This window comes from Rhodococcus sp. DK176 (genome assembly GCF_038447315.2).
GTDB classification, from domain to species: domain Bacteria; phylum Actinomycetota; class Actinomycetes; order Mycobacteriales; family Mycobacteriaceae; genus Rhodococcus_F; species Rhodococcus_F jostii_A.
Genome location: NZ_CP118321.2, coordinates 608,819 through 635,816 on the forward strand (window position 1 = coordinate 608,819; position 26,998 = coordinate 635,816).

A 26,998-nucleotide genomic window follows, 5' to 3' on the forward strand; every position below is an offset into this window, starting at 1 on the left:
GCGATCGGTGGGCCGCCACCCTTGCGACAACGGCAGCGGCACACAGGATCATGACCAGATTCAGGAGAGTCAGAGTTGGAGGCCGGCGTGCCGGTTGGTGTCTTTGTAGAGCAGATAGCGGAAGCGACTCGGCCCGCCCGCGTAGCACGCCTGGGGGCAGAAGGCACGCAACCATAGGAAGTCGCCCGCTTGCACTTCGACCCAATCCTTGTTGAGCAGATACACCGCCTTGCCCTCGAGGATGTACAGGCCGTGTTCCATGACATGCGTCTCGGGGAACGGGATCGCACCTCCCGGTTCGAAGGACACGATGTTGACATGCATGTCGTGGCGGATGTCGGTCGGATCGACGAACCGCTGGGTCTTCCATGCGCCATTCGTGTCGGGCATCTCGACGCCCTCGATATCTTGCTCCCGGGTCACGAAGGACTCGGGCACCTCGATGCCGTCGACCTGCGCATAGGCCTTGCGGATCCAGTGGAACGTCGCGGTGGCCGGACCGTGGTTGTGCAGATTCCACCGGGCGCCGGGAGCGAGGAAGGCGTAGCCGCCCGCATCCAGCACATGCTCGACCCCGTCGAGTGTGAGAGTCAGCGCACCGTCGACAACGAACACGACCGCCTCGGCGCCCGGATCGGCATCGGGACGGTCACTACCGCCACCGGACGAGACCTCGACGATGTACTGCGAGAAGGTCTCCGCGAATCCGGACAACGGCCGCGCCAGCACCCACGCCCTGGTCCCGTTCCAGTGCGGCAGCAGACTCGTGGTGATATCGCTCATCGTGCGACGCGGCAGGACTGCGTAGGCCTCCGTGAAGACCGCGCGGTCGGTGGTCAGATCGGTTTGCGGCGGCAGGCCGCCTCGCGGAACGAAGTAGTTCATGCTTTCCTCATCGGTTGTCGGGACAGCGGCGGTGGCGAGCCACCGGTGATGTCGATCGTCCGCCTGTGGATCCCACACCAGAATATTCGTCGACCACACGTCCCTCTCACCCGCCGTTGTGGAGAGGACTGGTAGTCGATGCCGACGACGTCGTTGGAAGCGGGCTGTGGAACGCCCGGCACGTGCGCAATTCGCGGCACCGGTACGCACCGCAGTAGGAACATCCCGTCTGCGGGGTCCGAGTGTTTCGGCGCTACACCAGCGTTGCCCTCGTCGGTCCTCACTCTGCGTGAGCAACACTTCCCCGACGTTCACCCCGGCGATTCAGACCCCAGGATGAAGCTCCCTCGAAATGAGGGATATTTGATGGATTATTCGCCTTGTTTGAGGCATGGATCACAGCAAGACTGGGCTGCATGAGAACAAGCGGCACTTCCCGAGCGCGCCCCGCTTCAGCCGTCCCGACCAATCGGCGCCCATGGGCCCACCACGGTCGGTGGCAGCACCCGCGCTGACCGGTTGCCGGGCGTCACCGACGATCTTCTGCATCCCGCGTCAGATCCGGAACTGGCGCGGGCACAAGACCTTTCGCTCCCGAACCGAATCGCCCGCTATCAGGTTCGGCAACAAACGTTTTCGCTTGCAATCACTGTCACTCTCGGCAAATGCGGGGTGACCACGAACTCGACGTATGGAGTCCTGACATGGATATGTTGCTCGCTGGTGAATGGCGGACCGCGGCAGACGGCCGCACGGAGACCGTCCGGTCACCGTTCGACGGCCGTGCGGTCGACACGGTGCCCGTCGCCACGGCCTCCGACGCCACCGCTGCCCTCGATCGCGCCGAGGTCGGTGCGCGGGTGTTGCGGTCGATGCCCGCGCACGAACGGGCCGCCATCCTGATGAGGGCCGCCGATCTGGCAGAACAGCGTGCCGAGGACATTGCGCAGACCATCAGCGCGGAGACCGGCAAACCGATCAGCGAAGCGCGCGGTGAGGCGAGCCGGTCGGGCAGCATCATCCGACTGGCAGCCTTCGAAGGCAGTCAGCTCTACGGCTCGTCGTTGCCGCTCGACGCCAACCCCGGAACCGGGCTCGAGAAGGTCGGCTTCACCCTGCGCCAGCCCTGCGGCATCGTCGTGGCGATCACCCCGTTCAACTATCCGGCGCTGCTGGTGTTGCACAAGATCGCTCCCGCACTGGCCGCGGGTAATGCGGTGGTACTCAAGCCGGCCCGCACCACTCCGCTGACCGCACTGAAGCTCGCCGAGTGCTTCGTCGACGCCGGCCTCGCGCCCGAGGCGCTGTCGGTGCTCACCGGGCCGGGCTCCGTGCTCGGTGACGTCCTGGTCACCGACCCCCGGGTGCGCAAGGTGTCCTTCACCGGCTCCACGCAGACCGGCACCAGGTTGGCCTCGATCGCGGGGATCAAGAAGCTGTCGTTGGAGTTGGGCGCGTCCTGCCCGGTGATCGTGCTCCCCGACGCCGACATCGAACTCGCCGCCTCGGCGGTCGCTGCCGGCGGCTACATCAATGCCGGTCAGGTGTGCATCAGCGTGCAACGCGTGATCGTCGACGAACGTGTGGAGGCCGACTTCCTCGACGCCCTGGTCCCGAAGGTCGAAGACATCGTCATCGGGGATCCCGCGAACGCCGACACCAAGCTCGGCTCGTTGATCTCGGAAACCGAAGCGACCCGAGTGCATTCGGCCATCACCGAGGCCGTACTGGCCGGTGCGAAGGTCCTTACCGGTGGTGACCGGGACGGCGCCGTCGTCTCCCCCACCGTCGTTGCCGGTGTCGACCCGGGCTCCTCGTTCAGCCGCGACGAATTGTTCGGCCCCGCGGTCGCCGTCTCTTCCGCCCCCGACATCGAATCTGCGATCGCCCTCGCCAACGACAATGACTACGGTCTGGGCGCCGGACTGTTCACCTCCGACGTCAGCGCGACGACTCGGGCGATGCGCCAGATCGACGCCGGCAACATCCACATCAACTGGACTCCACTCTGGCGCGCCGACCTGATGCCGTACGGCGGTCTCAAGGGCAGCGGCATCGGCAAGGAAGGTGTCCGGTCCGCGGTCGAGGAAATGACCGAGGAAAAGACCGTCATCCTGCACGGCCGCCCCTGGTAACCGTCTCCCGCTCACACACATTCGTGGCACTCACAGAAAACGACGACATGACACCACTGAGCACACACAAGACAGTCCGGCTGACCACGGCCCAGGCGGTCGTGAAATACCTCGCCGCGCAATACTCGGTCGCCGACGGCGACCGGCGCCGCCTGATCCCCGCTGCACTGGGCATCTTCGGTCACGGCAACGTCGCCGGCCTCGGACAGGCCCTCGACGAACTGTCCGATGACCTGCCGTTCGTCCAGGGGCGGCATGAGCAGTACCTCGCGCACATCGCCACGGCCTATGCCAAGGCCAGTCTCCGCCGCGCCACCCTCGCGGTGACCGCGTCCATCGGTCCGGGTGCGCTGAACCTGGTCACTGCCGCCGGGTTGGCGACGATCAACCGGCTTCCGTTGCTGCTGCTGCCCGGTGACACCTACGCCACCCGCCATCAGGGACCGGTGCTCCAGCAACTCGAACACGCCAGCGAGGCCGACCTCACCGTCAACGACACCTTCCGCCCGGTCGCGCGGTTCTTCGACCGCATCACCCGCCCGGAACAGTTGCTGACCGCACTCCCCCAGGCCATGCGGGTGCTGACCAGCCCCACCGATACCGGCGCTGTCGTACTCTCGCTGCCGCAGGACGTCCAGTCCCACGCCTTCGACTTCCCGGTCGAGTTCTTCGAACCCCGCGACTGGAAGATCCGCCGCCCGCTGCCCGACCCCGCGGAGGTCGACGCGGTCGCCGCCCAGATCCGCGAGGCGGCGCGTCCGGTGATCATTGCCGGTGGCGGCGTGCACTACTCCGACGCCACCGCGGCACTCGAGCAGCTCGCCGAGCAGGCTGGTATCCCGGTCGTCGAATCGTTCGGCGGCAAGGGCGCGGTCAGCCGCGACGAGTGGTGGCAGCTCGGCGGTGTCGGACTCGAGGGCAACTTCGCCTCCAACATCCTGGTCAAACAGGCCGATCTCGTGCTCAGCGTCGGGACCCGGCTGACCGACTTCGTCACCGGATCGCAGTCGATCTTCGAGAACGAGAACGTCCGGTTCGCCTCCCTCAACGTCGTCGACGGCGACACCCGCAAGCAGGGGGCCACCGGAATCCTCGCCGACGCCCGCCTCGGACTCGAGGCCCTGACCACCGCGCTCGCCGGGCACACCACCAGCCCGGCCTGGCAGGACACCGCGCGGACGGCGAAGGCGGACTGGGCCCCGATCCGGGCGGCCGCTCTCGACCCCGACACAGCGTTCGTCCCGGCCGAGCACCCGCACGCCCCGGTCACCGGCGCCGTGCTCACCCAGCCGCAGCTGATCGGGCTGCTGCAGGAACACGCCCGCGGCGGCGACACGATCATTGCCGCGGCCGGTGGCCCGCCCGGCGACCTGCAGAAGGTCTGGGACGCGACCGGGAATCGGCACTGCCACCTCGAATTCGGGTTCTCCTGCATGGGGTACGAGATCCCGGCCGCGATGGGTGTGCGCCTCGCCGAGGGCAACCAGGGACAGCGAATCGTCACCTTCATCGGCGACGGCACGTTCCTGATGGCACCCACCGAGCTGGTCACCGCCGCCCAGGAGGACTTGGACGTGACCGTCGTGGTGTCCGAGAACCACGGCTACCAAGTCATCCACCGGTTGCAGATGAACCGCAACGGCCGCGAATTCGGCAACGAGTTCCGCTACCGCACCGACGGTGACATCATCGCCGAGACCGGCGAGAAGGCACGCCTCGAGGGCGACTACCTGAAGGTCGACCTGCGGCAGATCGCCGAAGGACTGGGCGCGCGGGCCATCCGCGCCACCACCGCCGACGAGGTGCGCACCGCCCTCGACGAGACCCGGACCGCGTCCGGCCCGGTCGTGATCGTGGTGCCGACGGTGCCGCACGTGGACCTGCCCGGTGGGGACGTGTGGTGGGATGTCGCACCCGCCGAGGTGTCCGATCAGGAATGGGTTCAGACCCTGCGCGCAGACTACGACAACGCCGTGGGACGGCAGAGGTGGTTCGGATGAGCAACACTCCACTCGACAAGGGCACGCTCCGTCAGCGATTGGCCGACGGCGAGACCACCGTCGGCACCTTCGTCGGCATGGCGTCCTCGACCGCAGCCGAGGTGTGCGCCGCCGCCGGCGCCGACTGGATCCTCATCGACCTCGAACACGGGTCCGGATCCGAGGACGTATTGCGCGACGGCATCCTCGCCGCCGGCAGCTACGGCGTTCCGACCGTCGTGCGGATCGAATCCGGTGAACGGATCCGGATCGGCCGGGCCCTCGACCAGGGCGCGGCCGGGATCATGGTCCCGCGGCTGGACAAGCCCGACCAGGTCGCCGACACGATCACGCATCTGGCGTACCCGCCGCACGGGGACCGCGGGGTAGCCACCTACAACCGCTCCTGCCGGTGGGGCATGGACCGCTCCGCGCTGCTGACGGACGAGCAGTCCGCGCTGGGCGTCATCCAGATCGAAACGCTCGCCGCCCTCGACTCGGTCGACGAGATCGCCGCACAGGACGGGGTCGACGTGCTCTTCGTCGGACCGTTGGACCTGTCCTTCGCCCTCGGGGTGCCGCTGCAGTTCGACAGCCCGGTGTTCACCGCCGCGCTCGGCCGGGTCCTCGAGGCCGCCCACCAGCACGGGAAGGCGGCCGGCATCCTCGCCGCCAACGCGCCCCTGGCCGCCGGCTACGTCGAACTGGGATTCCGCTTCGTGGCCATCGGCTCCGACTCGACCATGCTCGCCGCCGCCCTCACCGAGGCCTTCGCCACCGCCCGGCCCGAGCAGACCGCCTAGCCCACTCGGGCAGAACCACCTAGCCCGCTGGGGCAGAACCGAAAGAGGTAACACCGTGAGCACGAACGCACGCACCGTGGGCGTCGGCCTGATCAGCGTCGGCTGGATGGGACAGCTGCATTCGCGCGCCTACCGCGACGTCCCGATCGTCTACCCTGAGCTCGGGATCACCCCGAAGCTGGTGATCGCCGCCGACACCGCACCCAGCCGCGTCGATTTCGCTCAGAACGTCCTGGGTTTCGCCGAGGGCACCACCGACTACCGTGACGTCCTCGCGCACCCCGACGTCGAGGTCGTGTCCATCTGTGCACCGAACTTCCTGCACGCCGAAATCGGTATCGCCGCGGCGAAGGCAGGCAAGCACTTCTGGATCGAAAAGCCGGTCGGGCGTAGCTATTCCGAGACCGCCGCGATCGAGGACGCCGCCACCCAGGCCGGGGTGATCACCTCGATCGGTTACAACTACAGGCACGCCCCGGCAGTCGAGCACGCCCGGACGCTGATCGCCGACGGCAAGCTCGGTCGCATCACCAACGTGCGTGCCTCCTTCTTCTCCGGCTACGCGAACGAGCCCAATGGTGCCCTGTCGTGGCGGTTCGACCGTGAACTCGCCGGCTCCGGCGTGCTGGCGGACCTGTTCAGCCACGCCAGCGACCTGTGCCAGTACGTGGTCGGCCCGATCGCGGAAATCAACGCGCTCACCAGCACCGTCTACACCGAACGCCCGAAACTGGAAATGGGATCGGGAACCCACTTCGCGGTCATCGAGAACGGGGACATGGGGCCGGTCGAGAACGAGGACTACGCCGCCGCCCTCGTGCGATTCGGCTCGCAGTCCCCCGGTGCCGGCGCGGTAGGCACCATCGAGGCGTCCCGGGTGATCGTGGGCCCCGAGTGCGGATACCGGATCGAGGCGTACGGCACCGAAGGGTCCGTCAGGTGGGATTTCGAGCGGATGAACGAGCTGAAGGTGTGCCTGGGCCGCGCGAACGCCGAACAGGGTTACACCACGGTCAACGCCAGCCCTCAGCACGGTGACTACTCCCGCTTCCAGCCCGGACCCGGCAATGCCCTCGGCTTCGACGACCTCAAGACCATCGAGGCTAGGAAGTTCCTGCTCGCCGTATCCGGTGGACCGCAGGAGAACTCGAACGTCCACGACGCCGTCTCCGCCGCGGCGATCGTCACCGCCGCCGAGGTCTCCGCCTCGACCGGGCAGTGGCAGAAGCTCGACGACATCGCCGGCACCACCGCCTCCCGCACGGCCTGATCCCACCCGCACCTCGACATCTGCAAGGACTGCGATGACTACGACCACCTCGACTCAACTGTTCGTCGGCTTGGGCCCGCTCGATCGGGAGCTCGTCGACCCGTATCTGGCTGAGAATCAACAGCTGGTCCTCGACCCGACCGAGGAGCAGTTGGCCGTCGCCGAGGCGGCGATCGTGCGGGCGGCGTTCACCGTGGACGCCGCGTTGCTCGACCGTATGCCGACGCTGAAGGTCCTCGCCCGTACCGGTGTCGGAACCGACCTCGTCGACGTCGCCGAAGCACAGCGGCGCGGCATCCCGGTGGTGATCACTCCGGGCAGCAACACGGTGTCGGTCGCCGAAGGGGTGTTCGCGCACTTGCTGTCACTGGTCAAGAGACTTCCTACGCTGACAGGTCTGGTCCGGGGCGGGCGGTGGAACGACCGGGGTGCAGTCACGGTTGGTGACCTCGAAGGCGCCACCCTCGGCGTCGTCGGCTTCGGGCGGATCGGCCGCAAGGTCGCCCAGATCGCCGAGGCGTTCGACCTGCAGGTGCGGGCGTACGATCCGTTCGCCGACGTGCCCGAGCAGTATCGGTGCGCAGGTATCGACGAACTTCTCGAAGCAAGTGACTTCGTCACCCTGCACCTGCCGCTCACTGCCGAGAATCATCATCTGATCGACAAGTCCCGGCTGGCCGGGATGCGGGCGGGCAGCATGCTGGTCAACTGCAGTCGCGGCGCGCTGATCGACCTCGACGCCGCGCACGCGGCGATGCAGTCCGGGCACCTCGCCGGGCTCGGTCTCGACGTATTCGATCCCGAACCGCCCGCGTATCACCCGGTGTTCGACCACGCCAATACCGTGTTGAGCCCGCACCTGATGGGTTTCACCGATCGGGCGATGGCGTTGACCATCCGCGCCGCGGTCGAGGGCGCGGTCGCGGTCCTCGACGGGCGGGCGCCGGCCGCGGTGGCAGCGTCGTGAGCATTCGGGTGGGGTTGATCGGAGTCGGGGTGATGGGCGCCGATCACGCCCGGACCCTCGCTCGGTCGGTGTCGGGTGCGCAGGTGACGGTGGTGACCGATGTCGACGCGGCCCGTGCGGACGCTGTCGCGCAGGAGGTGTCGGCGCGTACCGTCTCGACCGCGACTGAGTTGATCACCGCCCCGGACATCGACGCGGTGGTGATCGCGTCCCACGACTCCGCCCACGCCGAGCAGGTGGCGCTGTGCCTCGAACACCGCAAGCCGGTGCTGTGTGAGAAGCCGCTGGCCCCGACGCTCGCCGAATGCGTCGACCTGGTCGCCCGCGAAGAGGCTCTAGCACTGGCGAATCCGCTCGTGTCGGTGGGTTTCATGCGACGGTTCCACGCCCCGTACCAGGCGCTGGTGCAGGAGATTCGGTCCGGTTCCGTCGGGGCCCCGCTGCTGGTGCGCAGCTCCCACCGCAATGTGACGTCGTACCCGGGTGGCGACTCGGCAAGCACCATCACCAATTCAGCGATCCATGAAATCGACATCACCAGTTGGCTTCTCGGGTCCGATATCGTCGAAGTCAGCTGGCATGCACCGAAGCCCACCTCGTTGGACACCTCACGTCACGACCCGCAGGTACTGATGCTGCGGACTGCCGACGGTGTGCTGACGGTGGTCGATGTGTTCGTCAATGCCCGATACGGCTACGACGTGCGCTGCGAGGTAGTCGGCGAAACCGGTGCCGTCAGTCTGGCACCGAGCCACGCCCTGACGGTCGACTCGTCGCTGCATTCGGCGGCGACGTACCCGGAGGACTGGCGGCCACTGTTCGCCGACGCCTACCGGCGCCAACTGCAGGCCTGGGTCGACGCCCTCGACGCACAGGCGGTGTCCCCGCTGGCGTCGGCACGCGACGGGTTGCGGGCCACCCAGGTGGCCGCCGCCCTGATCGACTCGATGAACAACGACGGTGCCACCACCAAGGTCGACTACCACTGGGAATGACGCACCCCCGCCGCATTCATCTGCGTTCTACGATCGAGAAGACCACTGAGGGGTACGAGGAATGATTAACTCACCACGTCCGGAACTACTGGCCGCATGCTGGACGTCAGCCGGTGACGTGATGCCGGCACGGGGTCCGGACCGTAGCCCGGTCCCGATCCGGGAACGAATCGAAGCCGTCGCACGAACCGGCTACACCGGATTCGGATTGACACGCCCCGACCTCGTCGCCGCGCGCGAGACGATCGGCCTCGGCGAAGTCGCGAAACTACTCGCCGACAACGGCATCACCCACGTCCAACTCGAGTGGATCACGAACTGGTGGACCACCGGTGAAGCCCGCGCACTGTCGGACCAGGTCCGCCGGGACCTGTTCGAGGCCGCCCCCGTCCTCGGAACCGACAACATCAAGGTCGGCGCCGATGACGACGGTGTCGCCGTCTCCCGTGACCGGCTCTGCGAGCAGTTCGATGCTCTCGCGACCGACGGCGCCGCTGCGGGCGTGAAGATCGCGTTCGAGAACACGCCGTTCTCGCACCTTGTCAGAACCACTGAACAGGCTGCGCAGTTCGTCAAGGATGTCGACAACCCCAACGGTGGGCTCATCCTCGACATCTGGCATGCCTTCCGGGGCGGGACAGACTACGACCTTCTACCGGAGCTCATTCCGTCGCGCTTCGTGTTCGGAGTCGAACTCGACGACGGTCGCGCCGCCGTGCGCGGTACCGATCTGGAGGACACCTTCGACAATCGAGTTCCCTGCGGTGAGGGCGTATTCAACGTCCCGAAGTTCATCAATGCGGTACGCCGCATCGGTTTCGACGGCCCGTGGGGTATCGAGCACATGTCGGAGGAATTCCGGCAGCTGCCCGTCGCCGATGCTCTCACCCGGGCACGGGACGGGGCACTGCGGTGTTTCGAGATCGCCGACCAGCCGGCTGCGAAACGGGACAACATCTGATCTACAGCTCTCCGTTCATCATCGGGCCTGTCGTTACGGGCACGGCCGACCACCTCCAGCGAAGCCGCCTCGAGGTGAAAATGATGGAAACTTCGTATTGATTGAGGCGTACGTCACAGCAAGACTGAACAGAGCACACGGACAGCCCCCGCCGACGCACACACACCGCTTCCGGATTATCCAGCACCACGCGGACCGGCCGTGTGCATCAGCGACCTACCGGCACCGATGCCGGGAGTCACAGAACGAAAGGAATGTAGTGGCCACCTTGTTGAACGAGAAAGTCGTTCTGATCAGCGGAGGGACGCAAGGTGTCGGCGCCGGCGTCGTCCGCGCCGCCGCCCGGGAGGGCGCCACGGTGGTCTTCACCGGCCGCCGAGCCGAAGCCGGCAAAACCCTTGCCGCCGAACTCGATGCGACGGGGGCGCAGGTTCGCTTCATCCAGGCCGACCTCGCCGATCCCACTGAGGCGAAGGACTCGGTGACTCGGACGATCGAGGAGTTCGGCCGGATCGACGCTCTGTGCAACGCAGCAGGTCTGACCACCCGCGGCACCCTCCTGGATACGACACCCGAGCTGTTCGACCAGCACATGGCGGTCAACCTGCGTGCGCCCTTCTTCACCATGCAAGCCGCCGTGGCGGACATGGTCGAACGTAAGGCACCGGGGACGATCGTCAACATCATCTCCATCGCCGAACACGGCGGACAGTCCTACCTGGCGCCGTACGTGGCGGCGAAGGCCGGGCTCGCGGGGCTGACCCGCAACGCGGCCTACGCGCACCGCTTCGACCGGATCCGGATCAACGGCCTCGACATCGGGTGGACCGAGACCGAAGGCGAGACCGCGATCCAGCAACGCTTCCACGGCGCCGACGACAACTGGGCGACCGAAGCCGCGGCGAAGGTGCCGATGGGCAAGCTCGGGCAGGTCGACGAGATCGCCGACATGGTGGTCTTCCTGCTGTCCGAGCGCAGCGGCGTCGTCACCGGCTCGGTGATCGACTGGGACCAGACCGTCATTGGAGGACAGGACTGATGGGATCGACAATCGGCGTGATCGGCCTCGGCCGGATCGGCGCATTCCACACCGACACCCTCGCGCAGCTGCCGGGGGTCGACGGACTGGTGGTCACCGACGAACGACCCGACGTTACCGCAGCGGTCGCCACCAAATTCGGCGCACGCGCGGCCGACGATGCCGCTGCCGTTTTCGCCTCGGGAGTGGACGGAGTAGTGATCGCGGCTGCCACCCCAGCGCACGCCCCCTTGATCCTCGCTGCCGTCGACGCCGGGATTCCGGTCTTCTGTGAGAAGCCTGTCGCGTTCACCGCCGACGAGAGCTACGAGGTCGTCGAGCGCCTGAAGTCCTCGACGGTGCCGGTGCAGATCGGCTACAACCGCCGTTTCGATCCCGCATTCGCCGCAGCACGCAACGCTGTCATCGGCGGGGAACTCGGCTGGCTGCACACTGTGCGCTCGACCACCCTCGACCCGGCGCCGCCGCCGGCAGAGTACGTGGCCGCATCCGGCGGGATCTTCCGCGACTGCAGCGTCCACGACTTCGACATCGTCCGCTGGGTCGTCGGCCAGGAAGTCGTCGAGGTCTATGCCGCAGGCACCAACCAGGCTGGCTCGATCTTCGCCGACTGCGGCGATGTCGACACCGCCACCACCACACTGACGTTCGAGAGCGGAACCCTCGGTGTGGTGTCGAACACCCGCTACAACGCCCGCGGCTACGACTGCCGTCTCGAGGTCCACGGATCCCAGGACAGCGTCGTCGCCGGCTGGGACGCAAGCGCGCCCGTCCGCAACCTCGAACCGGACGTCGCGTTTCCCGACGGCCCACCGCACCAGTTCTTCATGGACCGCTTCACCTCCGCCTACCGCGCCGAACTCGGCGCGTTCCTCGAGGTGATCGCCGGCACCGCGCCCTCACCGTGCACCGCCGCCGACGCCCTCGAGGTGACCTGGATCGCCGAGGCGGCCACGCTTTCCCTCTCCCAGCACCGCCCCGTACAGATGAGTGAGGTTCGACGATGATTCGTATTGCAGGAGCGCCTATTTCGTGGGGTGTCTGTGAAGTCCCGGGCTGGGGTCACCAACTCGGCCCCGAGCGGGTGCTGTCGGAGATGCGCGATGCCGGTCTGGAAGCCGCCGAGATCGGCCCCGCCGGATTCCTGCCCGCCGACCCGCAGGAACTGGCGGCCACCCTGGCCTCGTACGACCTGAAGGCGGTCGGCGGCTTCACCCCGGTACTGCTGCACGACCCCGGCCACGACCCGGTCCCCGACATCACCGGCACCCTGGCCGCGTTCACGGCCGCCGGCGCCGAGGTACTGGTGCTGGCCGCGATAACCGGCACCGACGGCTACGATTCGCGACCCGACCTCGACGACGCCGGTTGGAAGACCCTGCTGTCGAACCTGGACCGGCTACACGACGTCGCCGCCGAGCAGGGCATCCGCGCCGTCCTGCACCCGCACGTGGGCACCATGATCGAAAAGAAGACCGAGGTCCAGCGGGTCCTCGACGGCTCCTCGATTCCGCTGTGCCTGGACACCGGGCATCTGCTCATCGGCGGCACCGATCCGCTCGAACTGGCACGCGCCGCCGCGGACCGGATCACCCACACGCATCTGAAGGACGTCGACGCCGAATTCGCCGCCCGCGTGCAGACCGGCGAGCTGAGCTACACGCAGGCCGTCGCCCAGGGTATGTACACCCCCCTGGGCACCGGTGACGTCGATGTCGCAGGCGTGGTCCGACACCTCGTGGAATCCGGTTTCGACGGTTGGTTCACCCTCGAGCAGGACACCATTCTCGCCGGGGAGCCGGGCGGCGAGGGACCGGTTGCGGACGTCAAGACCAGCGCCGCATTCCTGCGGAGTCTGCAGCTGTGACCGAGCTACGGATCGGCGTCCTCGGGGCCTCGCGCATAGCGGAGCTGGCGATCGTGGAGCCGGCACGGGCCCTCGGGCACCGGCTGGTCGCGGTCGCCGCCCGCGACCGTGGCCGTGCCGCGACGTTCGCGCAGACACACGGGGTAGAACGGGTCGTCGACTCGTACGCCGAGCTGATCGCCGACCCCGAGGTCGACGTCGTCTACAACCCCCTGGCCAACGCCTTCCACGCCGAATGGAATCTGAAGGCGATCGAGGCCGGTAAGGCGGTCCTGACCGAGAAACCGTTCGCGCGCAACGCCGCCGAAGCCGACACGGTGCGGCGGGCGGCGCGTGAACGGGGTGCGCCGATCATGGAAGGGTTCCACTACCTGTTCCATCCGATCATCGGGCGGATGTTCGATCTGCTTGGTGACGGCACGCTCGGCGAGCTGCAGCGGGTCGAGGTCATCATGCGAATGCCCGAACCCAAACCGGACGACCCGCGCTGGAGCCTCGAACTCGCCGGCGGGGCAGTCATGGACCTCGGCTGCTACGGCCTGCACGTGCACCGACAGCTGGGCAGGTTCGCCGGCGGTGCCCCGTCCGTGGTGGCGGCCCGCGCGGTCGAACGCACCACGGGAGTCGACGAATCCATGGACATTGACCTCGTATTCCCCAACGGCGCCACGGGTTCGAGCATCAACTCGATGAACTGGGATCGGTTCGAGATGACGCTGCGGCTCGTCGGTGACCGAGGTCAGGCACTCGCCCACGACTACATGCTCCAATACGGCGACGACCGGATCACCGTCAGCACCGACGCCGGAACGACGACGCTGCACGTCGGCACCCGCTCGACGTACACGTACCAGCTCGAGGTATTCGCCGACCACCTGCTCGGCGGGACGCCCTTCCCGATCGATACCGACGATGCCGTGACGAACATGCGGTTCGTCGACGCCGCATACATCGCCGCGGGTCTTCCCCCGCGGTAATCGAAGCCTCCCGCCAGGCCGGGAGGACCGACTTCCGACGCCGGCCTGGGCGCGCACTTCTACTCCCCTCATTGCTTCCCCCCTCCCCTCCTCCCAGCTGCCACCCCACAGCTGGATGGTCGCGGCATCCCGAAAGGCCAATCACGATGTACACGAACAAGCGTCGGCTCACACCGGCCGAACGGACCACATCTCGCCGGGTGACCACCCTGGCGGTCGGTGTCGCTGCAACGGTACTGCTCGCCGGATGCTCAGGCACCGGCGGCAAGGCGGAATCGGCGGGTTCCGGCATGGGCGCCGGTTCCGCGGACACGCCTCACGCCACCATCGCCATGATCACACACGAGGTTCCGGGCGACACTTTCTGGGACCTGATCCGCAAGGGCGCCGAAACCGCAGCGGCGAAGGACAACATCGAACTGCGCTACTCCTCGGACCCCGAGGCGCCGAATCAGGCCAACCTGGTCCAGAGCGCCCTCGACAGCCAGGTCGACGGCATCGCCCTCACCCTCGCCAAGCCCGACGCCATGGCTCCGGCCGTGCGGGCCGCTGTCGACGCAGGCACCCCGCTCGTCGCCTTCAACTCGGGTTTCGACCAGTACCAAGCCCAGGGCGTGTCCCAGTACTTCGGTCAGGACGAGAAGCTCGCCGGCATCTCGGCCGGGCAGCGCCTCACCGCTGACGGTGCGAAGAAGGCGCTGTGTGTCATTCAGGAGCAAGGCCAGGTCGCGCTCGAAGCACGCTGCGCCGGCGTGGTCGAAGGGTTCGACGGGCAAACCGAGATCCTCAACGTCAACAGCAAGGACCTGCCTTCGGTCGAGGCGACGATCACCGCAAAACTTCAGCAGGACCCGTCGATCGATCACGTCGTCGCGCTGGGAGCGCCGATTGCCCTGACGGCCATCCAGTCCGTCGCCAATGCTGCCAGCCCCGCGAAGATCGTCACCTTCGACACCAATGCAGCCCTCGTCGACGCGATCAAGGCCGGAGACGTCCAGTGGGCAGTCGACCAGCAGCCGTTCCTGCAGGGCTACCTTGCCGTGGACTCGCTGTGGCTGTACCTGAACAACCGCAACACCATCGGTGGCGGTACACCGACCCTGACCGGTCCCGCCTTCATCGACCAGTCCAACATCGACTCGATCGCCGAGTACGCGAAGAGCGGAACCCGCTGAGCGCGGTGCCCGGCGCACCACTGCGTGTGCCGGGCACCCGTCCGGCCCCGGAAGGAACGTCATGTCCACACAGCAAGATCTGGACCTTGCCAGTCACAAGGTCGTCCACGACGAGCGGGTGAAGGAGCAGAAACGCCTGCAGCGTCTGCTGGTCCGTCCCGAGATCGGTTCCCTGTTCGGTGCGATCGCCATCTTCATCTTCTTCATGGTCGTTGCACCCCCGTTCCGCAGCCCCGAAGCCCTCGCCACGGTGCTCTACGCCTCCTCCACGATCGGGATCATGGCGTGCGCGGTCGCGCTGCTGATGATCGGCGGGGAATTCGACCTCTCCGCCGGCGTCGCCGTCACCACCAGCTCCCTGGCGGCGTCGATGATCGCCTACAACCTGCACCTGAACCTGTGGGCCGGCGCCGCCCTCGCCCTCGTCGTCTCGCTGGCGGTCGGGTTCTTCAACGGGTACCTGGTGATGAAGACGAAGATCCCCAGCTTCCTGATCACGCTGAGCTCGTTTCTGATGCTCACCGGCATCAACCTGGCGGTCACCAAACTGATCACCGGGCAGGTCGCCACCCCCAGCGTGTCCGACATGGCCGGGTTCGACTCGGCGAAGAAGGTGTTCGCGTCCTCCTTCGAGGTCGGCGGGGTGTCGGTGCGGATCACCGTGCTCTGGTGGCTGCTGTTCACCGCGATCGCCACCTGGGTGCTGTTCAAGACCCGGATCGGGAACTGGATCTTCGCCGTCGGCGGCAACCAGGACTCCGCCCGCGCCATCGGCGTCCCGGTCACCAAGGTCAAGATCGGGTTGTTCATGACCGTCGGGTTCGCCGCCTGGTTCGTCGGGATGCACCTGCTGTTCTCGTTCAACACCGTCCAGTCCGGGCAGGGCATCGGCAACGAGTTCCTCTACATCATCGCCGCGGTCATCGGCGGCTGCCTGCTCACCGGCGGGTACGGCACCGCGATCGGCGCCGCGATCGGCGCGTTCATCTTCGGCATGACGAACCAGGGCATCGTCTACGCCGGCTGGAACCCGGACTGGTTCAAGTTCTTCCTCGGCGCGATGCTGCTGTTCGCGGTCATCGCCAACAATGCCTTCCGCAACTACGCCGCCAAGAGGTGACCGGTATGAGTACCATCGAACAACTTCCCGTCGATACCGAACCCGGTGGTGGCGACAAGATCCCGCTGATCGAACTCAAACACGTCGGCAAGCAGTACGGCAACATCATCGCCCTGCAGGACATCAACCTGCGGGTGCGGGCCGGGGAGGTCACCGGTGTCCTCGGCGACAACGGGGCCGGCAAGTCCACCCTGATCAAGATCATCGCCGGCCTGCACCAGCAGAGTGAGGGGGAGTTGCTCGTCGACGGCGAGGCCCTCACCTTCGGCTCACCGAAGGAGGCCCTGTCCAAGGGCATCGCCACCGTCTACCAGGACCTGGCGGTGGTGTCGCTGATGCCGGTGTGGCGGAACTTCTTCCTCGGCCAGGAACTGCGGAAGGGACCGTTCAAGTCCCTCGACGCGAACGGGATGCGCGCCACCACGATGTCCGAGTTGTCGAAGATGGGCATCGAGCTGCCCGACGTCGACGCCCCCATCGGCTCGCTGTCCGGCGGTCAACGCCAGTGCGTGGCGATCGCCCGGGCGATCTTCTTCGGCGCCCGCGTCCTGATCCTCGACGAGCCCACCGCCGCCCTCGGCGTCAAGCAGTCCGGGATGGTGCTGCGCTACATCTCCGCCGCCAAGGAACAGGGCTTCGGGGTCGTGTTCATCACCCACAACCCGCACCACGCCTACATGGTCGGCGACCACTTCGTCCTCCTCAACCGCGGCCGGCAGAAACTGGACTGCACCTTCGACGAGATCAGCCTCGAAGAACTCACCCAGCAAATGGCCGGCGGCGACGAACTCGAAGCACTCACCCACGAACTGCGGCGCTGAATTCCCCGTCCCCAACGCGTCGCTCGACACCGCACCGCCTCGGAACCATCGGGGCGGTGCATTCGTGCGCCGATCTTCCGGAACCACCGTCAGGGCATGTTGTAGGGGGTGATGATCCGAATCGGTGACATCAGCGTGGCCACGCCCGACAGCCCGCCACGCCCCTGAATCAGTATCCGGCAGGCCAGGTTTGCGTCCGACCGAAGGTCGTGATCGAGAACGGCCGAGATCTTCTTGTCACGCAGCAACTGCTTGTTGTCCCGATCGAGGTCGTGGGCGATGAAAACGCGGCAACTGCGGCCGAGCTTCTCGAAGGCACGCACTGTCGCCGTGTTGCCGCCGCCGATCGAATAGACCGCCTCGATGTCTGGGTTGCGTTCGAGGGCCGCGAGGACGAGATGTTCGACCGTCGTATCGAGGCCCTCGCTCTCGGAGATGTCGACCAACGTGCGCTGAGATCCGATTCCCCCCACGTTGCCCGACCGGCGCAGCGCGCCGCGAAATCCCATCTCACGCTCCTCTTCACCGCGAAAAGCGTTGCTGCTCAGCGTGACCAGCACACTCGCCGGTGAGTCGTACAGCCATTGTTCGAGCAGGTACGCGGCTGTTTCACCGGCGGCCCGATTCTCGATACCGACATAGCCGACCCGACTGCTGTTCGGCACGTCGGTGGCGTAGGTGACGACAGGGATCCCCGCCTCGGTGAGCCGGTCGATGGCATCGGACACCTCGGTGGTGTCGGGAGCCTTGACGATGACACCTTGCGAGGGGCGTTTGACGAGATTGTCCAGCACCTCGACCATGGCCGGTACCGAGCCGGTCTCCCGGAAATGGAACCGGGTCCGGACCACGGCAGGAGCGAGGAACGGCAATTCCGCCTCCACCGCCTCGCGGAACGCTCCGGAAAAACGCGGCGGAGCCTGCATCACGATATCGAAGAGGTATTTCCGCCCTGCCAAGCGCAGCTGGGAACGCTGGTTGTCCAGGTCGATGATCGCTTGCGCGACTTCCGCACGCGTTCCTTCCCGCACCCCTGGGCGGTTGTGAAGCACGCGGTCGACCGTCGCCTCGCTGAGCCCCGCCTGCTGGGCGATCTCCCGCACCTTGTAACGACTGTGCGCCACAACTTCTCCCTCGAGGTGAAAATGATGGGCAATGCCTGTTGATTGAGGCATGTATCACAGCAAGACTAACAGGGGAAAGCGAAATACGCTCCTGACAAACAACTCCCACGACATTCTTCGGGGAGCCGTTGCGCTTCACGTCGGCCCCCATTCGATCGGAGACCCATGTCAGAGAAAATTGGTGACGCCCTCATCGAGTACGCGCTGCGTTGGGCACCCTTCGGTGGCCCGCACGACGACGACCTCCTCGTCGAATTCGGCATGACCTCGCGCACCTACTACAACAGACTCGCACGCGCGCTGCGGGTACGACCTTCTGTCGAGGGCGGCGAGGACATCCACAGCGCACTCCTGGATCTGTGCTATCGGCGAGACCCACCTCTCACGGGCCCGACCCCGACCACATCACCGCGTCCTCTCCTCGCCAACATCGACAACGACATCGTGGAGCTCGACGAAGTAGCGTTCTGATCAGGGTCGACGGCACCGCATCGTTCCGTACACCCGACCGAGGAACCCTGTGACAGAACACATGCCGGTAACCAGTGGGTCGCGGTTGAGTCGCCGTCATTTCCTCGGAGGGTTGCAGCCGCAGGCGCGGCCGCCAGAATGGTCGATCCTCAGATCCGCCGCATCACCGATACCACCTTGCCCAGGACCACTGCGTCGTCGCCGTCGATCACGGCATACGCGGGATTACGGGGCTCGAGGAAGACGTGACCATCGCGGCGCCGGAGCACCTTCACCGTGGCCTCGCCGTCAATCATCGCGGCGACGATCTCGCCGGAATGCGCTTCGTCCTGGCGGCGCACCACAACGACATCGCCATCGCAGATTGCGGCGTCGATCATCGACTCGCCGCGCACCCGCAGCCCGAACACGGTGCCGGAGCCGACAAGTTCGCGAGGGAGCGTCAGCATCTCATCGGCGTGCTCCTCCGCGAGGATCGGTGCGCCGGCGGCGATATCGCCGACCACCGGTACCGTCACATTGTTTTCGGACGAGCGACCTTGCTTCCCCTCGGGGAGGAACGGGCGCACGTCCAATTGCCGAGCCATGGCCGTGCCTCTTCGGAGAAAGCCCTTTTCCTCGAGGCTCTTCAGATGCTTGGACACCGACGACGCGGAGCGCAGGCCCACCGCGTCCCCGATCTGTCGGGTGCTCGGCGTGCATCCGTCTGCAGCCACGCAGTCCCGGATCGCTGCCAGAATCCGCTGCTGGCGGGATGGCAGGGTGGAGGCATCGAGGCCACCGAACATGTCGAGATCGTCGTAATCGGTCACCGAAGAATCGTAGGGGGTGACGACAGCGCCCTCGAGCACGGCGTGGGCGCTGATGGCTCACCGTTCACGGGATGGTGAGCGCCGGCACTGCCAGAGGATCGGCCGGAGCCGGGGCGCTGCGGTTGGCCGTGACGAGGTCCCACGCGGTCTGCCGTGGCGCCACGCCGTCCAGTTTCCATTGCCCGAGCAGCAACGCGACCTTGGCCAGCATCTCGGTACGCAACCGCAGGAACGAATCCTCCGGGTCGGTGCCAACCTGACTCAGTAGGACCCACCAGGCCCAGGCGACTGCTCCGGCATTGGCGACGAAGTCTGGGACCACCGGAATGCCGCGGCCGGTGAGCACCGCCTCGGCCCGCGGGGTCGTCGCGGCATTCGCAGCTTCGATCAGGACTTTCGCTGCGACCTGGTGGACGTTATCCGAAGTGATCGCATACGAGATCGCGGCCGGGACGAGGATGTCTGCCGCGGTGGCGATCACAGCCGTGCTCGGCAACCGCTGAACATGCGAGGGGACGCGGGAGCGGTCGATCTCGCCGTAGCAGTCCCGCAGGTCGAGCAGCGCGGGAACGTCCAGGCCGTCGGGACAGTACAGCGTGCCGAAGGCGTCGGCGACAGCAATCACGCGCATACCGGCCTCGTACAGATACCAGGCCGCGCCGCCCCCCATGGTGCCGATGCCCTGGATTGCCACCGTCGTGTCTGCCGGAGTCCAGCCATATGCGTTCACCGTACCGATGCAGGCCTGCGCGACTCCGTAACCGCCGATCACATCGCCCAGCAGAAAACCGCTGGGCACGGGGGCGTTCAATGCTGCCCGTACCCGGCGTAGAGTCCTCTGCGGATCTTCGGCACGGCTGATCGCCGCATGGTAGGACTGCTGAAGGCCGAGTCGCGCGAAGACGTCGTCGAGCAGATGCTGCGGCACCCCCAGATCCTCCGCGGTCACCCAGTGCGCGGCCAGCCACGGGCGCATCGCCTGACAGAACCGCTCCAGAACACCGATGGCGCGGGGGTCCTTCGGGTCGAAGTCGATGCCGCCCTTCGCGCCGCCGACCGGCAGGTCGAAAACCGCGGTCTTGGCGGCCATGCCTCTGGCCAGATCCTCCACCTCCGACATCGTGCAGCCTGCGCGCATTCGGGTGCCCCCGGTTGCCAGGTCGGACACCAACGTGTGCACGACGAGGTAACCACGAGCTTCGGTGACCGGATCAGACCACGTCACACGTAAGAGGGGCTCACCGCCACGCACGGTCGCCGCATCGACCCGAGGTTGCGTCGCAGTGTTCTCACGGTAGTCAGACTCTCGGTGCTCGGGGGTGCGCCCGAACCCGCATTCCGTTGTCGTGGTCACCTCGAGTTACCCCAATCGTCCTCAGAAAATCTTCGCCTCCACGACCACTCAGCCGATGACGCCAGAGTGCGCGCGCTGGTGACCAGGCGTCCAGTTAAGAATCTTGAAGGATTGAGTTCACGCTTTCTACACAGCGGAGCGCGTGGTCCGGTTGGACGGTTCGGAATGGATGCATAGGCTGGCGGCATGGAGCTGTCATTGCGCCGGTTGCGGATGCTTCGGGAGTTGCATCGCCGAGGCACCGTGACCGCCGCGGCGCTGGCCTTGCATTACACCACATCCGCGGTATCCCAACAGCTCACCCAGCTCGAACGCGACGTCGGCGCAAAGCTATTCGAGCGGCGCGGTCGGCGGGTACAGCTCACCGAGATCGGCCTGCTCCTCGCCGAGCACGCTGAGGACATCATTCGATCGGTGGAGCGCGCGACCACCGCTCTCGAACAAACGCAGGACGGGGTCACCGCCCGATTGACCGTCGGCGTGTGGGCGTCCGTCGCGTCGAGCCTGGTGCCGAGTGCGCTGACGTTGCTGGCCGCCGAACATCCCGGCATCGAGGTGCGAACGAGGGAGCTTGCGCCGGAGGACACCGCAGTCGCGGTACGGGACGGGTCGCTGGACTTCTCGTTCGTGATCGACTATTCCGACTATCCGATGCAGTGGGACCCGGAGTTGACCAGGGTGGTGATCGCAGTGGAGCGACTGCACGCAGCGCTGCCTCCGGGAACGGTTTCCGCCAAAACGATGGCGCTGGCGGATCTCGCCGAGCATCCCTGGATCCTTGCGGGACCCACGTCGCATTTCGGCCGCGCGGTGCGCTTGGCCTGTCAGCGTTGCGGATTCGAACCCAGGATCAACCATGAGGTCGGCGAGCAGGCTACGGCACTCGCGATGGTTGCCGCGGGCCTGGGAGTCACCCTTGTCTCCGATCTCGGACTGACGCTGCGCCCGCCGGGAATGGACGTCGTCGCGCTCACCGAACCACTCATGCGGACCATTTCTATCGCCCATCGGGGGACGGAAGCGCACCGACCGCCGCTGCAACTGGTGATCGACGCAGTGCGTGCCGCGGCGGCCGCACGGGGGCTCGCGGCGCGCTCGCCGTACCCGTAAGCGCGTTCACCCCCCGCAGGACGGAACGTCAGGGGTGCGGGCTCATGGTTTCGAGCATGTAGTCGAGTTCGGCGATGGTGCGGTCGGGTGGGAGTGTGAGGATCGGCATCTCGGCGCCTGCGGTGTACCAGTGCTGGAGTTGGTCGCGAGCGGTGTCCGGTGTGCCCCAGACGGTGAGCTCGTCGAGCAGAACTCGGGCTTCGGGCGGCACGTCGGTGGTGTCGTGGGTCGGGTTGCCCGCAAGCACGGCCTCGACCGGGTCGCGGTATCCCCGTTCGCTCAGCGAGCGGCGGTAGAGCGAGCCCATGCTGGTGAGGTAGAACGCGACCCACCAGGACGCGATCTCGCGGGCGGTTGCGTGATCGGCCGCGACGGCGGTGGGGACGGCCGGGCACACCGAGGAGCGTGTGGTGCGACCGGATCGAGCCCCCGCCTGCTGGAGCAGGTCGATTCCGCGGGGCAACCACGACCGAGGGACCAGGAAGGGCGTCCAGCCGTCGGCCACTTCGCCGGCGAGTTGGATGGATTTGTTGCCGAGTCCGGCGAGGTAGATCGGCAGGCCGGTGCGCGCGGCGACACCCAGCCGCAGGGGCCGGTGGTCGTGGGTTGCCGTCGGGCGGACCCGGTCGCCGTCGAGCAGTCGACGGACCTGTGCGGTGACCGCGCGCAGCTTGGCCACCGGTGCGGTGAACGACTGGTCGTGCAGTCCTTCGACGAGTTGCGGACTGCTTGCACCCAAGCCGAGGACGAAACGGCCGTGTGAGACCTGGTCGAGGCTGGTGGCGAGCATCGCGAGGGTGCCTGCGGTGCGGCCCCAGACGCTGAGCACACCGGTACCGATGGTGATTCGTTCGGTCTTGGTGGCGATTTCGGTGAGCAGGACGGCGGCATCCTGGCTCCACCCTTCGGCGAGGTAGAACCCGTCATAGCCGAGGTCTTCGGCGCGGCGGGCGACGTGCAGTATCACCTCACGGCGCGTTTCGAGTGGGGTCACGCAGATACCGAGGCCACGCCGGGTAGCGCTGACGCCGGGGGCGAGGTTGCCGGCTGTGTGGGTGCTCATGCGCGGGTTGCCGTCCGTTCTGGTGTCGATGCTTCACTCGACAGGCGCGTACGCACCGCGAGGCGGGCGCGGTCGAGATAGCGCGTCTCGGCGAAGAGATGGAAATATGAGTTGGCCGCCAGCAGTGTGCCTTCCAGCTCGAACGCGAGCTGGTCCGGATCGGTGTCGGTGCACAACTCACCGGATTGCTGTGCGTCGCGTGCCGCCTGCGCGAGGGTCCCCATCCACTGGCGCTGACACTCGGCGACGGCATCGCGGACCGGGCCGGGCGTCTTGCCGTCGAACTCGGCCATCGCGGCAGCGAAGAAGCATCCCCCCGGAAAGACTCCCCGTTCGACATACGACAGGAACGACTCGCAGAGGGCGGCGAGGCGCCGCATACCCGGACCCGATTCGAGCGCCGGTGTGACCACCTCGCGCACGTAACGCTGGCGCGCGACCTCGACGGTGGCCAGCTGGAGGTCCTGCTTCGAGCCGAAGTGGGCGAACAGCCCGCTCTTGCTCATCCCGGTCAGGCTCGCGAGATGCCCGATGGTGAGTCCGTCCAGACCTTCGACCGATGCGATGTCGGCGGCCGCGTGCAGCACGGTCTCCCGCGTCTTGGCCCCTGGGGTCGTGTTCCGCTTCTGTGCCATGAACTCATCCTAGTACAGCACGAACGATCGTGCTATCTTTGATTCCAGTCGGCGATGTGAAGGCACTCGCTGCGGGGCAGCCGGTCGGCTAGCGATGCGCGAGATACGGGATTTCGGATTGAGTGAGGCGCGATGTTCGACGTGATCGTGGTGGGCGCCCGGTGCGCAGGCGCTTCGTTGGCGATGCTTCTGGCACGCGGCGGGCACCGTGTCGCGGTGGTCGATCGCGCGTCGTTTCCCAGCGACACCATGTCCACCCACTTCCTGTGGCCACGTGCCGCGTTCCGACTGCGGGACTGGGGATTGCTCGATCGGTTGCACGCCCGCGGCTGCGCACCGATCGAGCAGCTCACCTTCGACGTCGGCCCGGTGCAGATGTCAGGTATGGGGCCGGGCGTCGAAGGGCAGACCGCCGCATACTGCCCGCGGCGGACTGTTCTCGACACGGTGCTGGTCGAGGCGGCCGTCGAAGCGGGCGCCGACCTGATCGACGGCGTCGTCGTCGACGACGTGGTGTGGGCGGATGGTCGCGTATCGGGCGTGCGCGGCCGTCGCCGAGGTGTAGGCGGCTCGGTGTCGTTGCGGGCACCGCTGGTCGTCGGGGCGGATGGCCTGCACTCGACCGTCGCGCGGCGAGTCGCTGCTCACGTTTACAACCACCATCCGCCGCTGACGTGCGTGTACTACTCCTATTGGAGTGGCCTCGGCGATGTGCGCGCGTCGTTCCACGCCAGAACCGGCCAGCTGATCCTGGTCTGGCCCACCAACGACGGGCTCACCTGCATCTACGTCGGTTGGCCCCGTCGGGAATTTCCGCGCGTCCGCACAGACCTCGACCGAAGCTTTCACGCCGCCCTCGATCTGGTGCCAGGACTGCGTGACACGGTCGCCTCCGGCCAGCGTGAACAACGTTTCGTCGGTACCGCCGACTTACCCAACCAGTACCGAAAATCGGTCGGACCGGGCTGGGCACTCCTCGGCGATGCCGGCCACCACAAGGACCCCTCCACGGGGATGGGCATCGCCGATGCGTTCCTCAGCGCCGACCTGCTCGCGGAGGCCATCCACAGCACGCGCGCCGGCCGTCCCGTCGATGACGCCCTCGGCGACTACCAACGTCAGCGCGACCAGCTCACCGCCAACGGCTTCGAACTGGCGCTCAGCACGGCCCGCCTCGCGCCGCTCTCGAACGGACTCACGGCGTTCTACCGAGCGGCCGCGGCCCAACCGGAGGTAGTCGAGCGAATCTTCGGCGTCCTCGGCGGGTCGGTGCCCATCCGAGACGTCTACTCCGCGCCGAACATCGCGTCGGTTCTCGCACAAGCCAACTCTTGAACACACGTTCCATTGCGCGTGCACACCAGGCCGTACTCGCGGTGCCATCGGGTGCGCGGCGGTCCGTGCGGTGGTTACCCTCGCAGGATGACTGCAATTCCGGATTCCACGGTGGGCACGAACACAGCGGTGGCCGGCCTCGAGAGCACCTTTGCCGACGAGCTGGGCGCCCTGACGGTGCCGTGGCAGGGTGCCCACGCGCCGGACCCCACGTTGCTCGTACTCAACGAGCAGCTTGCGGCGTCGCTGCGGTTGGATGTCCAGACGCTGCGAAGCGAGGACGGGGTCGGCGTCCTGTCCGGATCGACGGCGCCGGCCGGGGCCAAGCCGGTGGCGATGGCATATGCGGGCCATCAGTTCGGCGGATACGCACCGCTCCTCGGGGATGGTCGGGCGTTGCTGCTCGGCGAGCTGACCAGCAGCGATGGGCAGCGGGTGGATCTACACCTCAAGGGTTCGGGGCGCACGCCGTTCTCCCGGGGCGGCGACGGGTTCGCGGTAATCGGCCCGATGCTGCGCGAATACCTGGTCAGCGAGGCCATGTACGCCCTCGGCATCCCCACCACGCGCGCACTGTCGGTGGTCGCGACGGGCCAGCACGTTCATCGATACGGCGCCGAGCCCGGTGCCGTGCTCGCCCGGGTCGCGGCCAGTCACCTGCGGGTGGGCACCTTTGAATACGCGGTGCGGCAGGGTGAGGTGTTGCAGCCGCTCGCCGATTACGCGATCGCCCGCCACTACCCGGAGCTGACCGAACTGCCGCCGGGACGTGACGGTAATCGCTATCTGTCGTTCTTCGAGGCGGTGGTGGAGGCGCAGGCGTCACTGGTGGCGAGGTGGATGCTCACCGGTTTCGTGCACGGGGTGATGAACACCGACAACACGACCATTTCGGGCGAGACCATCGACTACGGTCCGTGCGCCTTCCTCGACGCGTTCGACCCGGCCGCTGTGTTCAGTTCGATCGACCACGGCGGCCGGTATGCGTTCGGCAACCAGCCCGTTGTCCTGAAGTGGAATTTGGCGCGCCTCGCGGAAACGCTACTGACGCTGATAGATTCCGCGCCGGATGACGCGATTACCGCGGTGTCTGCAGTTCTCGAGACCTTCGACGAGCGTTACGACGGCCACTACGCTGCCGGTATGGCGGCAAAGCTCGGTTTGGCCGGCGAATTCGTCGATCGAGCGCTGGTCGACGACCTGCTGACGCTGCTGGAGGAACATGGTGCCGACTGGACGGGCACCTTCCGTGCTCTCGCGGACGAACTACGCGGATATTCGACGCCTCTCGACGGCCTCGTTCCGCGCGAGCACATCGGGCCATGGCTGGAACGCTGGCGCGGCGACCTGACGAAACATGGGCGCGGGGCAGCGGAGACCGCGGACACGATGGACTGCGTCAACCCGCTGTACATCCCGCGCAATCATCAGCTCGATGCTGCGTTGCGCGCCGCGACCGACGGGGAGCTCGCTCCGTTCGAGAAGCTATTGGAGGTCGTCACGCATCCGTTCGACCGCCGCGACGAGTGGTCCGACTACACCACACCCGCCCCACAGTCATTCAGTAAGTCCTTCCAAACCTTCTGCGGCACTTAACTTCCAGGACGGAGTTGCACGGCGACGTTCGTGTCGAGGAACTTCTCGCCGACGATTCGTCGCCGGAACGACTTCGGTTGGTGTCGCCGCGACGGGATGCCGCCGTGCGCAGTTCGCGGCCGGCCGAAGCCGAATGCGATTGCCCGAGACGTCGAACCCGTCAGCTGGCGGGATCGTAGTGGAACGCGCGCACCTCCTGCGCGCACCGGCAGGCAACCGCGATCTTCGCAGCCCATTCCAGTGCCGCCTCGCGGGAGGGCAACTCCAGTACCGCGTAGCCGCCTTCGAGCTGCTTCATCTGCGGGTACGTGCCCTCGGTCACCGTGCCATCCCCATCGACCAGGACAGGCGGAACGCTCTCGTCGATTCCACCGCCGAACACCCAGACGCCAGCGTCCTTCGCCTCCTCCACCACCGCGTGCGACGCATCCGACACTGCCTGTAGATCCTCGTCGGGAAGGACCATGGCACCACTGGGGAACGAGATCAGGTACTTCGTCATCG

25 protein-coding genes are annotated in these 26,998 nt (G+C 66.7%); 18 read left to right on the forward strand and 7 right to left on the reverse strand.

Features of this window, described 5'->3' with window-relative positions; translation table 11 throughout:
• Nucleotides 1–69 precede the first annotated feature (69 nt).
• Nucleotides 70–885 (reverse strand): bifunctional allantoicase/(S)-ureidoglycine aminohydrolase, encoded by an 816-nt coding sequence (locus tag PSR88_RS02720; RefSeq protein WP_029538258.1) that lies wholly within the window; start codon nucleotides 883–885, stop codon nucleotides 70–72.
• Nucleotides 886–1,589: 704 nt separating this feature from the next.
• Between PSR88_RS02720 and PSR88_RS02725 the strand changes: the two genes are divergently transcribed.
• The 14 genes from PSR88_RS02725 (at nucleotide 1,590) to PSR88_RS02790 (ending at nucleotide 16,994) form a co-directional block, all read left to right on the forward strand.
• Nucleotides 1,590–3,020 (forward strand): aldehyde dehydrogenase family protein, encoded by a 1,431-nt coding sequence (locus tag PSR88_RS02725; RefSeq protein WP_016880897.1) that lies wholly within the window; start codon nucleotides 1,590–1,592, stop codon nucleotides 3,018–3,020.
• Between the two features lie 23 nt (nucleotides 3,021–3,043).
• Nucleotides 3,044–5,020 (forward strand): 3D-(3,5/4)-trihydroxycyclohexane-1,2-dione acylhydrolase (decyclizing), encoded by a 1,977-nt coding sequence (gene iolD, locus PSR88_RS02730; RefSeq protein WP_237723893.1) that lies wholly within the window; start codon nucleotides 3,044–3,046, stop codon nucleotides 5,018–5,020.
• Nucleotides 5,017–5,802 (forward strand): HpcH/HpaI aldolase family protein, encoded by a 786-nt coding sequence (locus PSR88_RS02735; protein WP_016880895.1) that lies wholly within the window; start codon nucleotides 5,017–5,019, stop codon nucleotides 5,800–5,802. Before iolD ends, PSR88_RS02735 begins: the two co-directional genes overlap by 4 nt.
• A 55-nt stretch (nucleotides 5,803–5,857) precedes the next feature.
• Nucleotides 5,858–7,072 carry a Gfo/Idh/MocA family protein gene (locus PSR88_RS02740; protein WP_016880894.1) on the forward strand — a complete coding sequence of 405 codons (1,215 nt, stop codon included), beginning with the start codon at nucleotides 5,858–5,860 and terminating at the stop codon, nucleotides 7,070–7,072.
• A 34-nt stretch (nucleotides 7,073–7,106) separates the two neighbouring features.
• Nucleotides 7,107–8,039 (forward strand): NAD(P)-dependent oxidoreductase, encoded by a 933-nt coding sequence (locus tag PSR88_RS02745; protein ID WP_016880893.1) that lies wholly within the window; start codon nucleotides 7,107–7,109, stop codon nucleotides 8,037–8,039.
• Complete coding sequence (locus tag PSR88_RS02750) at nucleotides 8,036–9,034, forward strand: Gfo/Idh/MocA family protein (protein ID WP_016880892.1); 999 nt, start codon at nucleotides 8,036–8,038, stop codon at nucleotides 9,032–9,034. Before PSR88_RS02745 ends, PSR88_RS02750 begins: the two co-directional genes overlap by 4 nt.
• A 61-nt stretch (nucleotides 9,035–9,095) precedes the next feature.
• On the forward strand, nucleotides 9,096–9,995 hold the full coding sequence (locus PSR88_RS02755) for a sugar phosphate isomerase/epimerase family protein (RefSeq protein WP_037196216.1): 900 nt from the start codon (nucleotides 9,096–9,098) through the stop codon (nucleotides 9,993–9,995).
• Between the two features lie 259 nt (nucleotides 9,996–10,254).
• Nucleotides 10,255–11,034 carry an SDR family oxidoreductase gene (locus PSR88_RS02760; protein WP_016880890.1) on the forward strand — a complete coding sequence of 260 codons (780 nt, stop codon included), beginning with the start codon at nucleotides 10,255–10,257 and terminating at the stop codon, nucleotides 11,032–11,034.
• Complete coding sequence (locus PSR88_RS02765) at nucleotides 11,034–12,041, forward strand: Gfo/Idh/MocA family oxidoreductase (RefSeq protein WP_016880889.1); 1,008 nt, start codon at nucleotides 11,034–11,036, stop codon at nucleotides 12,039–12,041. The genes PSR88_RS02760 and PSR88_RS02765 overlap by 1 nt, the downstream gene beginning before the upstream one ends.
• Entirely contained in the window at nucleotides 12,038–12,901 is an 864-nt protein-coding gene (locus PSR88_RS02770; protein ID WP_016880888.1) for a sugar phosphate isomerase/epimerase family protein, read from the forward strand. The genes PSR88_RS02765 and PSR88_RS02770 overlap by 4 nt, the downstream gene beginning before the upstream one ends.
• Nucleotides 12,898–13,878 (forward strand): Gfo/Idh/MocA family protein, encoded by a 981-nt coding sequence (locus PSR88_RS02775; protein ID WP_016880887.1) that lies wholly within the window; start codon nucleotides 12,898–12,900, stop codon nucleotides 13,876–13,878. The genes PSR88_RS02770 and PSR88_RS02775 overlap by 4 nt, the downstream gene beginning before the upstream one ends.
• Before the next feature lie 146 nt (nucleotides 13,879–14,024).
• On the forward strand, nucleotides 14,025–15,053 hold the full coding sequence (locus PSR88_RS02780) for a substrate-binding domain-containing protein (RefSeq protein WP_016880886.1): 1,029 nt from the start codon (nucleotides 14,025–14,027) through the stop codon (nucleotides 15,051–15,053).
• Between the two features lie 61 nt (nucleotides 15,054–15,114).
• Nucleotides 15,115–16,173 (forward strand): ABC transporter permease, encoded by a 1,059-nt coding sequence (locus PSR88_RS02785; protein ID WP_011594394.1) that lies wholly within the window; start codon nucleotides 15,115–15,117, stop codon nucleotides 16,171–16,173.
• A 5-nt stretch (nucleotides 16,174–16,178) separates the two neighbouring features.
• Nucleotides 16,179–16,994 (forward strand): ATP-binding cassette domain-containing protein, encoded by an 816-nt coding sequence (locus PSR88_RS02790; protein WP_011594393.1) that lies wholly within the window; start codon nucleotides 16,179–16,181, stop codon nucleotides 16,992–16,994.
• Between the two features lie 89 nt (nucleotides 16,995–17,083).
• Here PSR88_RS02790 and PSR88_RS02795 read toward each other — a convergent pair whose 3' ends face one another.
• Entirely contained in the window at nucleotides 17,084–18,118 is a 1,035-nt protein-coding gene (locus PSR88_RS02795) for a LacI family DNA-binding transcriptional regulator (RefSeq protein ID WP_016880885.1), read from the reverse strand.
• 165 nt (nucleotides 18,119–18,283) lie between these two features.
• Between PSR88_RS02795 and PSR88_RS02800 the strand changes: the two genes are divergently transcribed.
• The gene (locus PSR88_RS02800; RefSeq protein ID WP_016880884.1) at nucleotides 18,284–18,589 is read left to right on the forward strand and encodes a hypothetical protein; all 306 of its coding nucleotides are present in this window, start codon (nucleotides 18,284–18,286) and stop codon (nucleotides 18,587–18,589) included.
• A gap of 149 nt (nucleotides 18,590–18,738) precedes the next feature.
• Here the strand turns inward: PSR88_RS02800 and lexA are convergent, their stop codons facing one another.
• Both lexA and PSR88_RS02810 read right to left on the reverse strand, forming a co-directional pair.
• Nucleotides 18,739–19,401, reverse strand: coding sequence for a transcriptional repressor LexA (gene lexA, locus PSR88_RS02805; RefSeq protein WP_037196199.1), 663 nt, complete (start codon nucleotides 19,399–19,401; stop codon nucleotides 18,739–18,741).
• A gap of 64 nt (nucleotides 19,402–19,465) precedes the next feature.
• Entirely contained in the window at nucleotides 19,466–20,755 is a 1,290-nt protein-coding gene (locus PSR88_RS02810) for a glutamate dehydrogenase (RefSeq protein ID WP_016880882.1), read from the reverse strand.
• A 186-nt stretch (nucleotides 20,756–20,941) separates the two neighbouring features.
• Here PSR88_RS02810 and PSR88_RS02815 point away from each other — a divergent pair, with 186 nt between their 5' ends.
• Nucleotides 20,942–21,865, forward strand: a complete 924-nt coding sequence (locus tag PSR88_RS02815) for a LysR family transcriptional regulator (protein WP_011593833.1) — start codon at nucleotides 20,942–20,944, stop codon at nucleotides 21,863–21,865.
• Between the two features lie 28 nt (nucleotides 21,866–21,893).
• Here PSR88_RS02815 and PSR88_RS02820 read toward each other — a convergent pair whose 3' ends face one another.
• Nucleotides 21,894–22,928 (reverse strand): LLM class flavin-dependent oxidoreductase, encoded by a 1,035-nt coding sequence (locus PSR88_RS02820; RefSeq protein ID WP_016880881.1) that lies wholly within the window; start codon nucleotides 22,926–22,928, stop codon nucleotides 21,894–21,896.
• The gene (locus PSR88_RS02825; RefSeq protein WP_016880880.1) at nucleotides 22,925–23,563 is read right to left on the reverse strand and encodes a TetR/AcrR family transcriptional regulator; all 639 of its coding nucleotides are present in this window, start codon (nucleotides 23,561–23,563) and stop codon (nucleotides 22,925–22,927) included. The genes PSR88_RS02820 and PSR88_RS02825 overlap by 4 nt, the downstream gene beginning before the upstream one ends.
• A 132-nt stretch (nucleotides 23,564–23,695) precedes the next feature.
• Here PSR88_RS02825 and PSR88_RS02830 point away from each other — a divergent pair, with 132 nt between their 5' ends.
• Both PSR88_RS02830 and PSR88_RS02835 read left to right on the forward strand, forming a co-directional pair.
• Nucleotides 23,696–24,898, forward strand: a complete 1,203-nt coding sequence (locus PSR88_RS02830) for an NAD(P)/FAD-dependent oxidoreductase (protein WP_016880879.1) — start codon at nucleotides 23,696–23,698, stop codon at nucleotides 24,896–24,898.
• A 51-nt stretch (nucleotides 24,899–24,949) separates the two neighbouring features.
• Nucleotides 24,950–26,494 (forward strand): protein adenylyltransferase SelO, encoded by a 1,545-nt coding sequence (locus tag PSR88_RS02835; RefSeq protein ID WP_016880878.1) that lies wholly within the window; start codon nucleotides 24,950–24,952, stop codon nucleotides 26,492–26,494.
• Between the two features lie 160 nt (nucleotides 26,495–26,654).
• On the opposite strand, the gene PSR88_RS02840 is transcribed toward PSR88_RS02835, so the two are convergent.
• Nucleotides 26,655–26,996, reverse strand: coding sequence for a YciI family protein (locus PSR88_RS02840; RefSeq protein ID WP_016880877.1), 342 nt, complete (start codon nucleotides 26,994–26,996; stop codon nucleotides 26,655–26,657).
• Nucleotides 26,997–26,998: the final 2 nt, after the last annotated feature.

Bases quoted from the DNA above. Each gene is read 5' to 3' on its own strand.
- PSR88_RS02720 (WP_029538258.1), bottom strand. From the start codon at position 885: ATGAACTACTTCGTTCCGCGAGGCGGCCTGCCGCCGCAAACCGATCTG.
- PSR88_RS02725 (WP_016880897.1), top strand. From the start codon at position 1,590: ATGGATATGTTGCTCGCTGGTGAATGGCGGACCGCGGCAGACGGCCGC.
- PSR88_RS02735 (WP_016880895.1), top strand. From the start codon at position 5,017: ATGAGCAACACTCCACTCGACAAGGGCACGCTCCGTCAGCGATTGGCC.
- PSR88_RS02745 (WP_016880893.1), top strand. From the start codon at position 7,107: ATGACTACGACCACCTCGACTCAACTGTTCGTCGGCTTGGGCCCGCTC.
- PSR88_RS02755 (WP_037196216.1), top strand. From the start codon at position 9,096: ATGATTAACTCACCACGTCCGGAACTACTGGCCGCATGCTGGACGTCA.
- PSR88_RS02765 (WP_016880889.1), top strand. From the start codon at position 11,034: ATGGGATCGACAATCGGCGTGATCGGCCTCGGCCGGATCGGCGCATTC.
- PSR88_RS02770 (WP_016880888.1), top strand. From the start codon at position 12,038: ATGATTCGTATTGCAGGAGCGCCTATTTCGTGGGGTGTCTGTGAAGTC.
- PSR88_RS02780 (WP_016880886.1), top strand. From the start codon at position 14,025: ATGTACACGAACAAGCGTCGGCTCACACCGGCCGAACGGACCACATCT.
- PSR88_RS02785 (WP_011594394.1), top strand. From the start codon at position 15,115: ATGTCCACACAGCAAGATCTGGACCTTGCCAGTCACAAGGTCGTCCAC.
- PSR88_RS02790 (WP_011594393.1), top strand. From the start codon at position 16,179: ATGAGTACCATCGAACAACTTCCCGTCGATACCGAACCCGGTGGTGGC.
- PSR88_RS02800 (WP_016880884.1), top strand. From the start codon at position 18,284: ATGTCAGAGAAAATTGGTGACGCCCTCATCGAGTACGCGCTGCGTTGG.
- PSR88_RS02815 (WP_011593833.1), top strand. From the start codon at position 20,942: ATGGAGCTGTCATTGCGCCGGTTGCGGATGCTTCGGGAGTTGCATCGC.
- PSR88_RS02820 (WP_016880881.1), bottom strand. From the start codon at position 22,928: ATGAGCACCCACACAGCCGGCAACCTCGCCCCCGGCGTCAGCGCTACC.
- PSR88_RS02825 (WP_016880880.1), bottom strand. From the start codon at position 23,563: ATGGCACAGAAGCGGAACACGACCCCAGGGGCCAAGACGCGGGAGACC.
- PSR88_RS02830 (WP_016880879.1), top strand. From the start codon at position 23,696: ATGTTCGACGTGATCGTGGTGGGCGCCCGGTGCGCAGGCGCTTCGTTG.
- PSR88_RS02840 (WP_016880877.1), bottom strand. From the start codon at position 26,996: ATGACGAAGTACCTGATCTCGTTCCCCAGTGGTGCCATGGTCCTTCCC.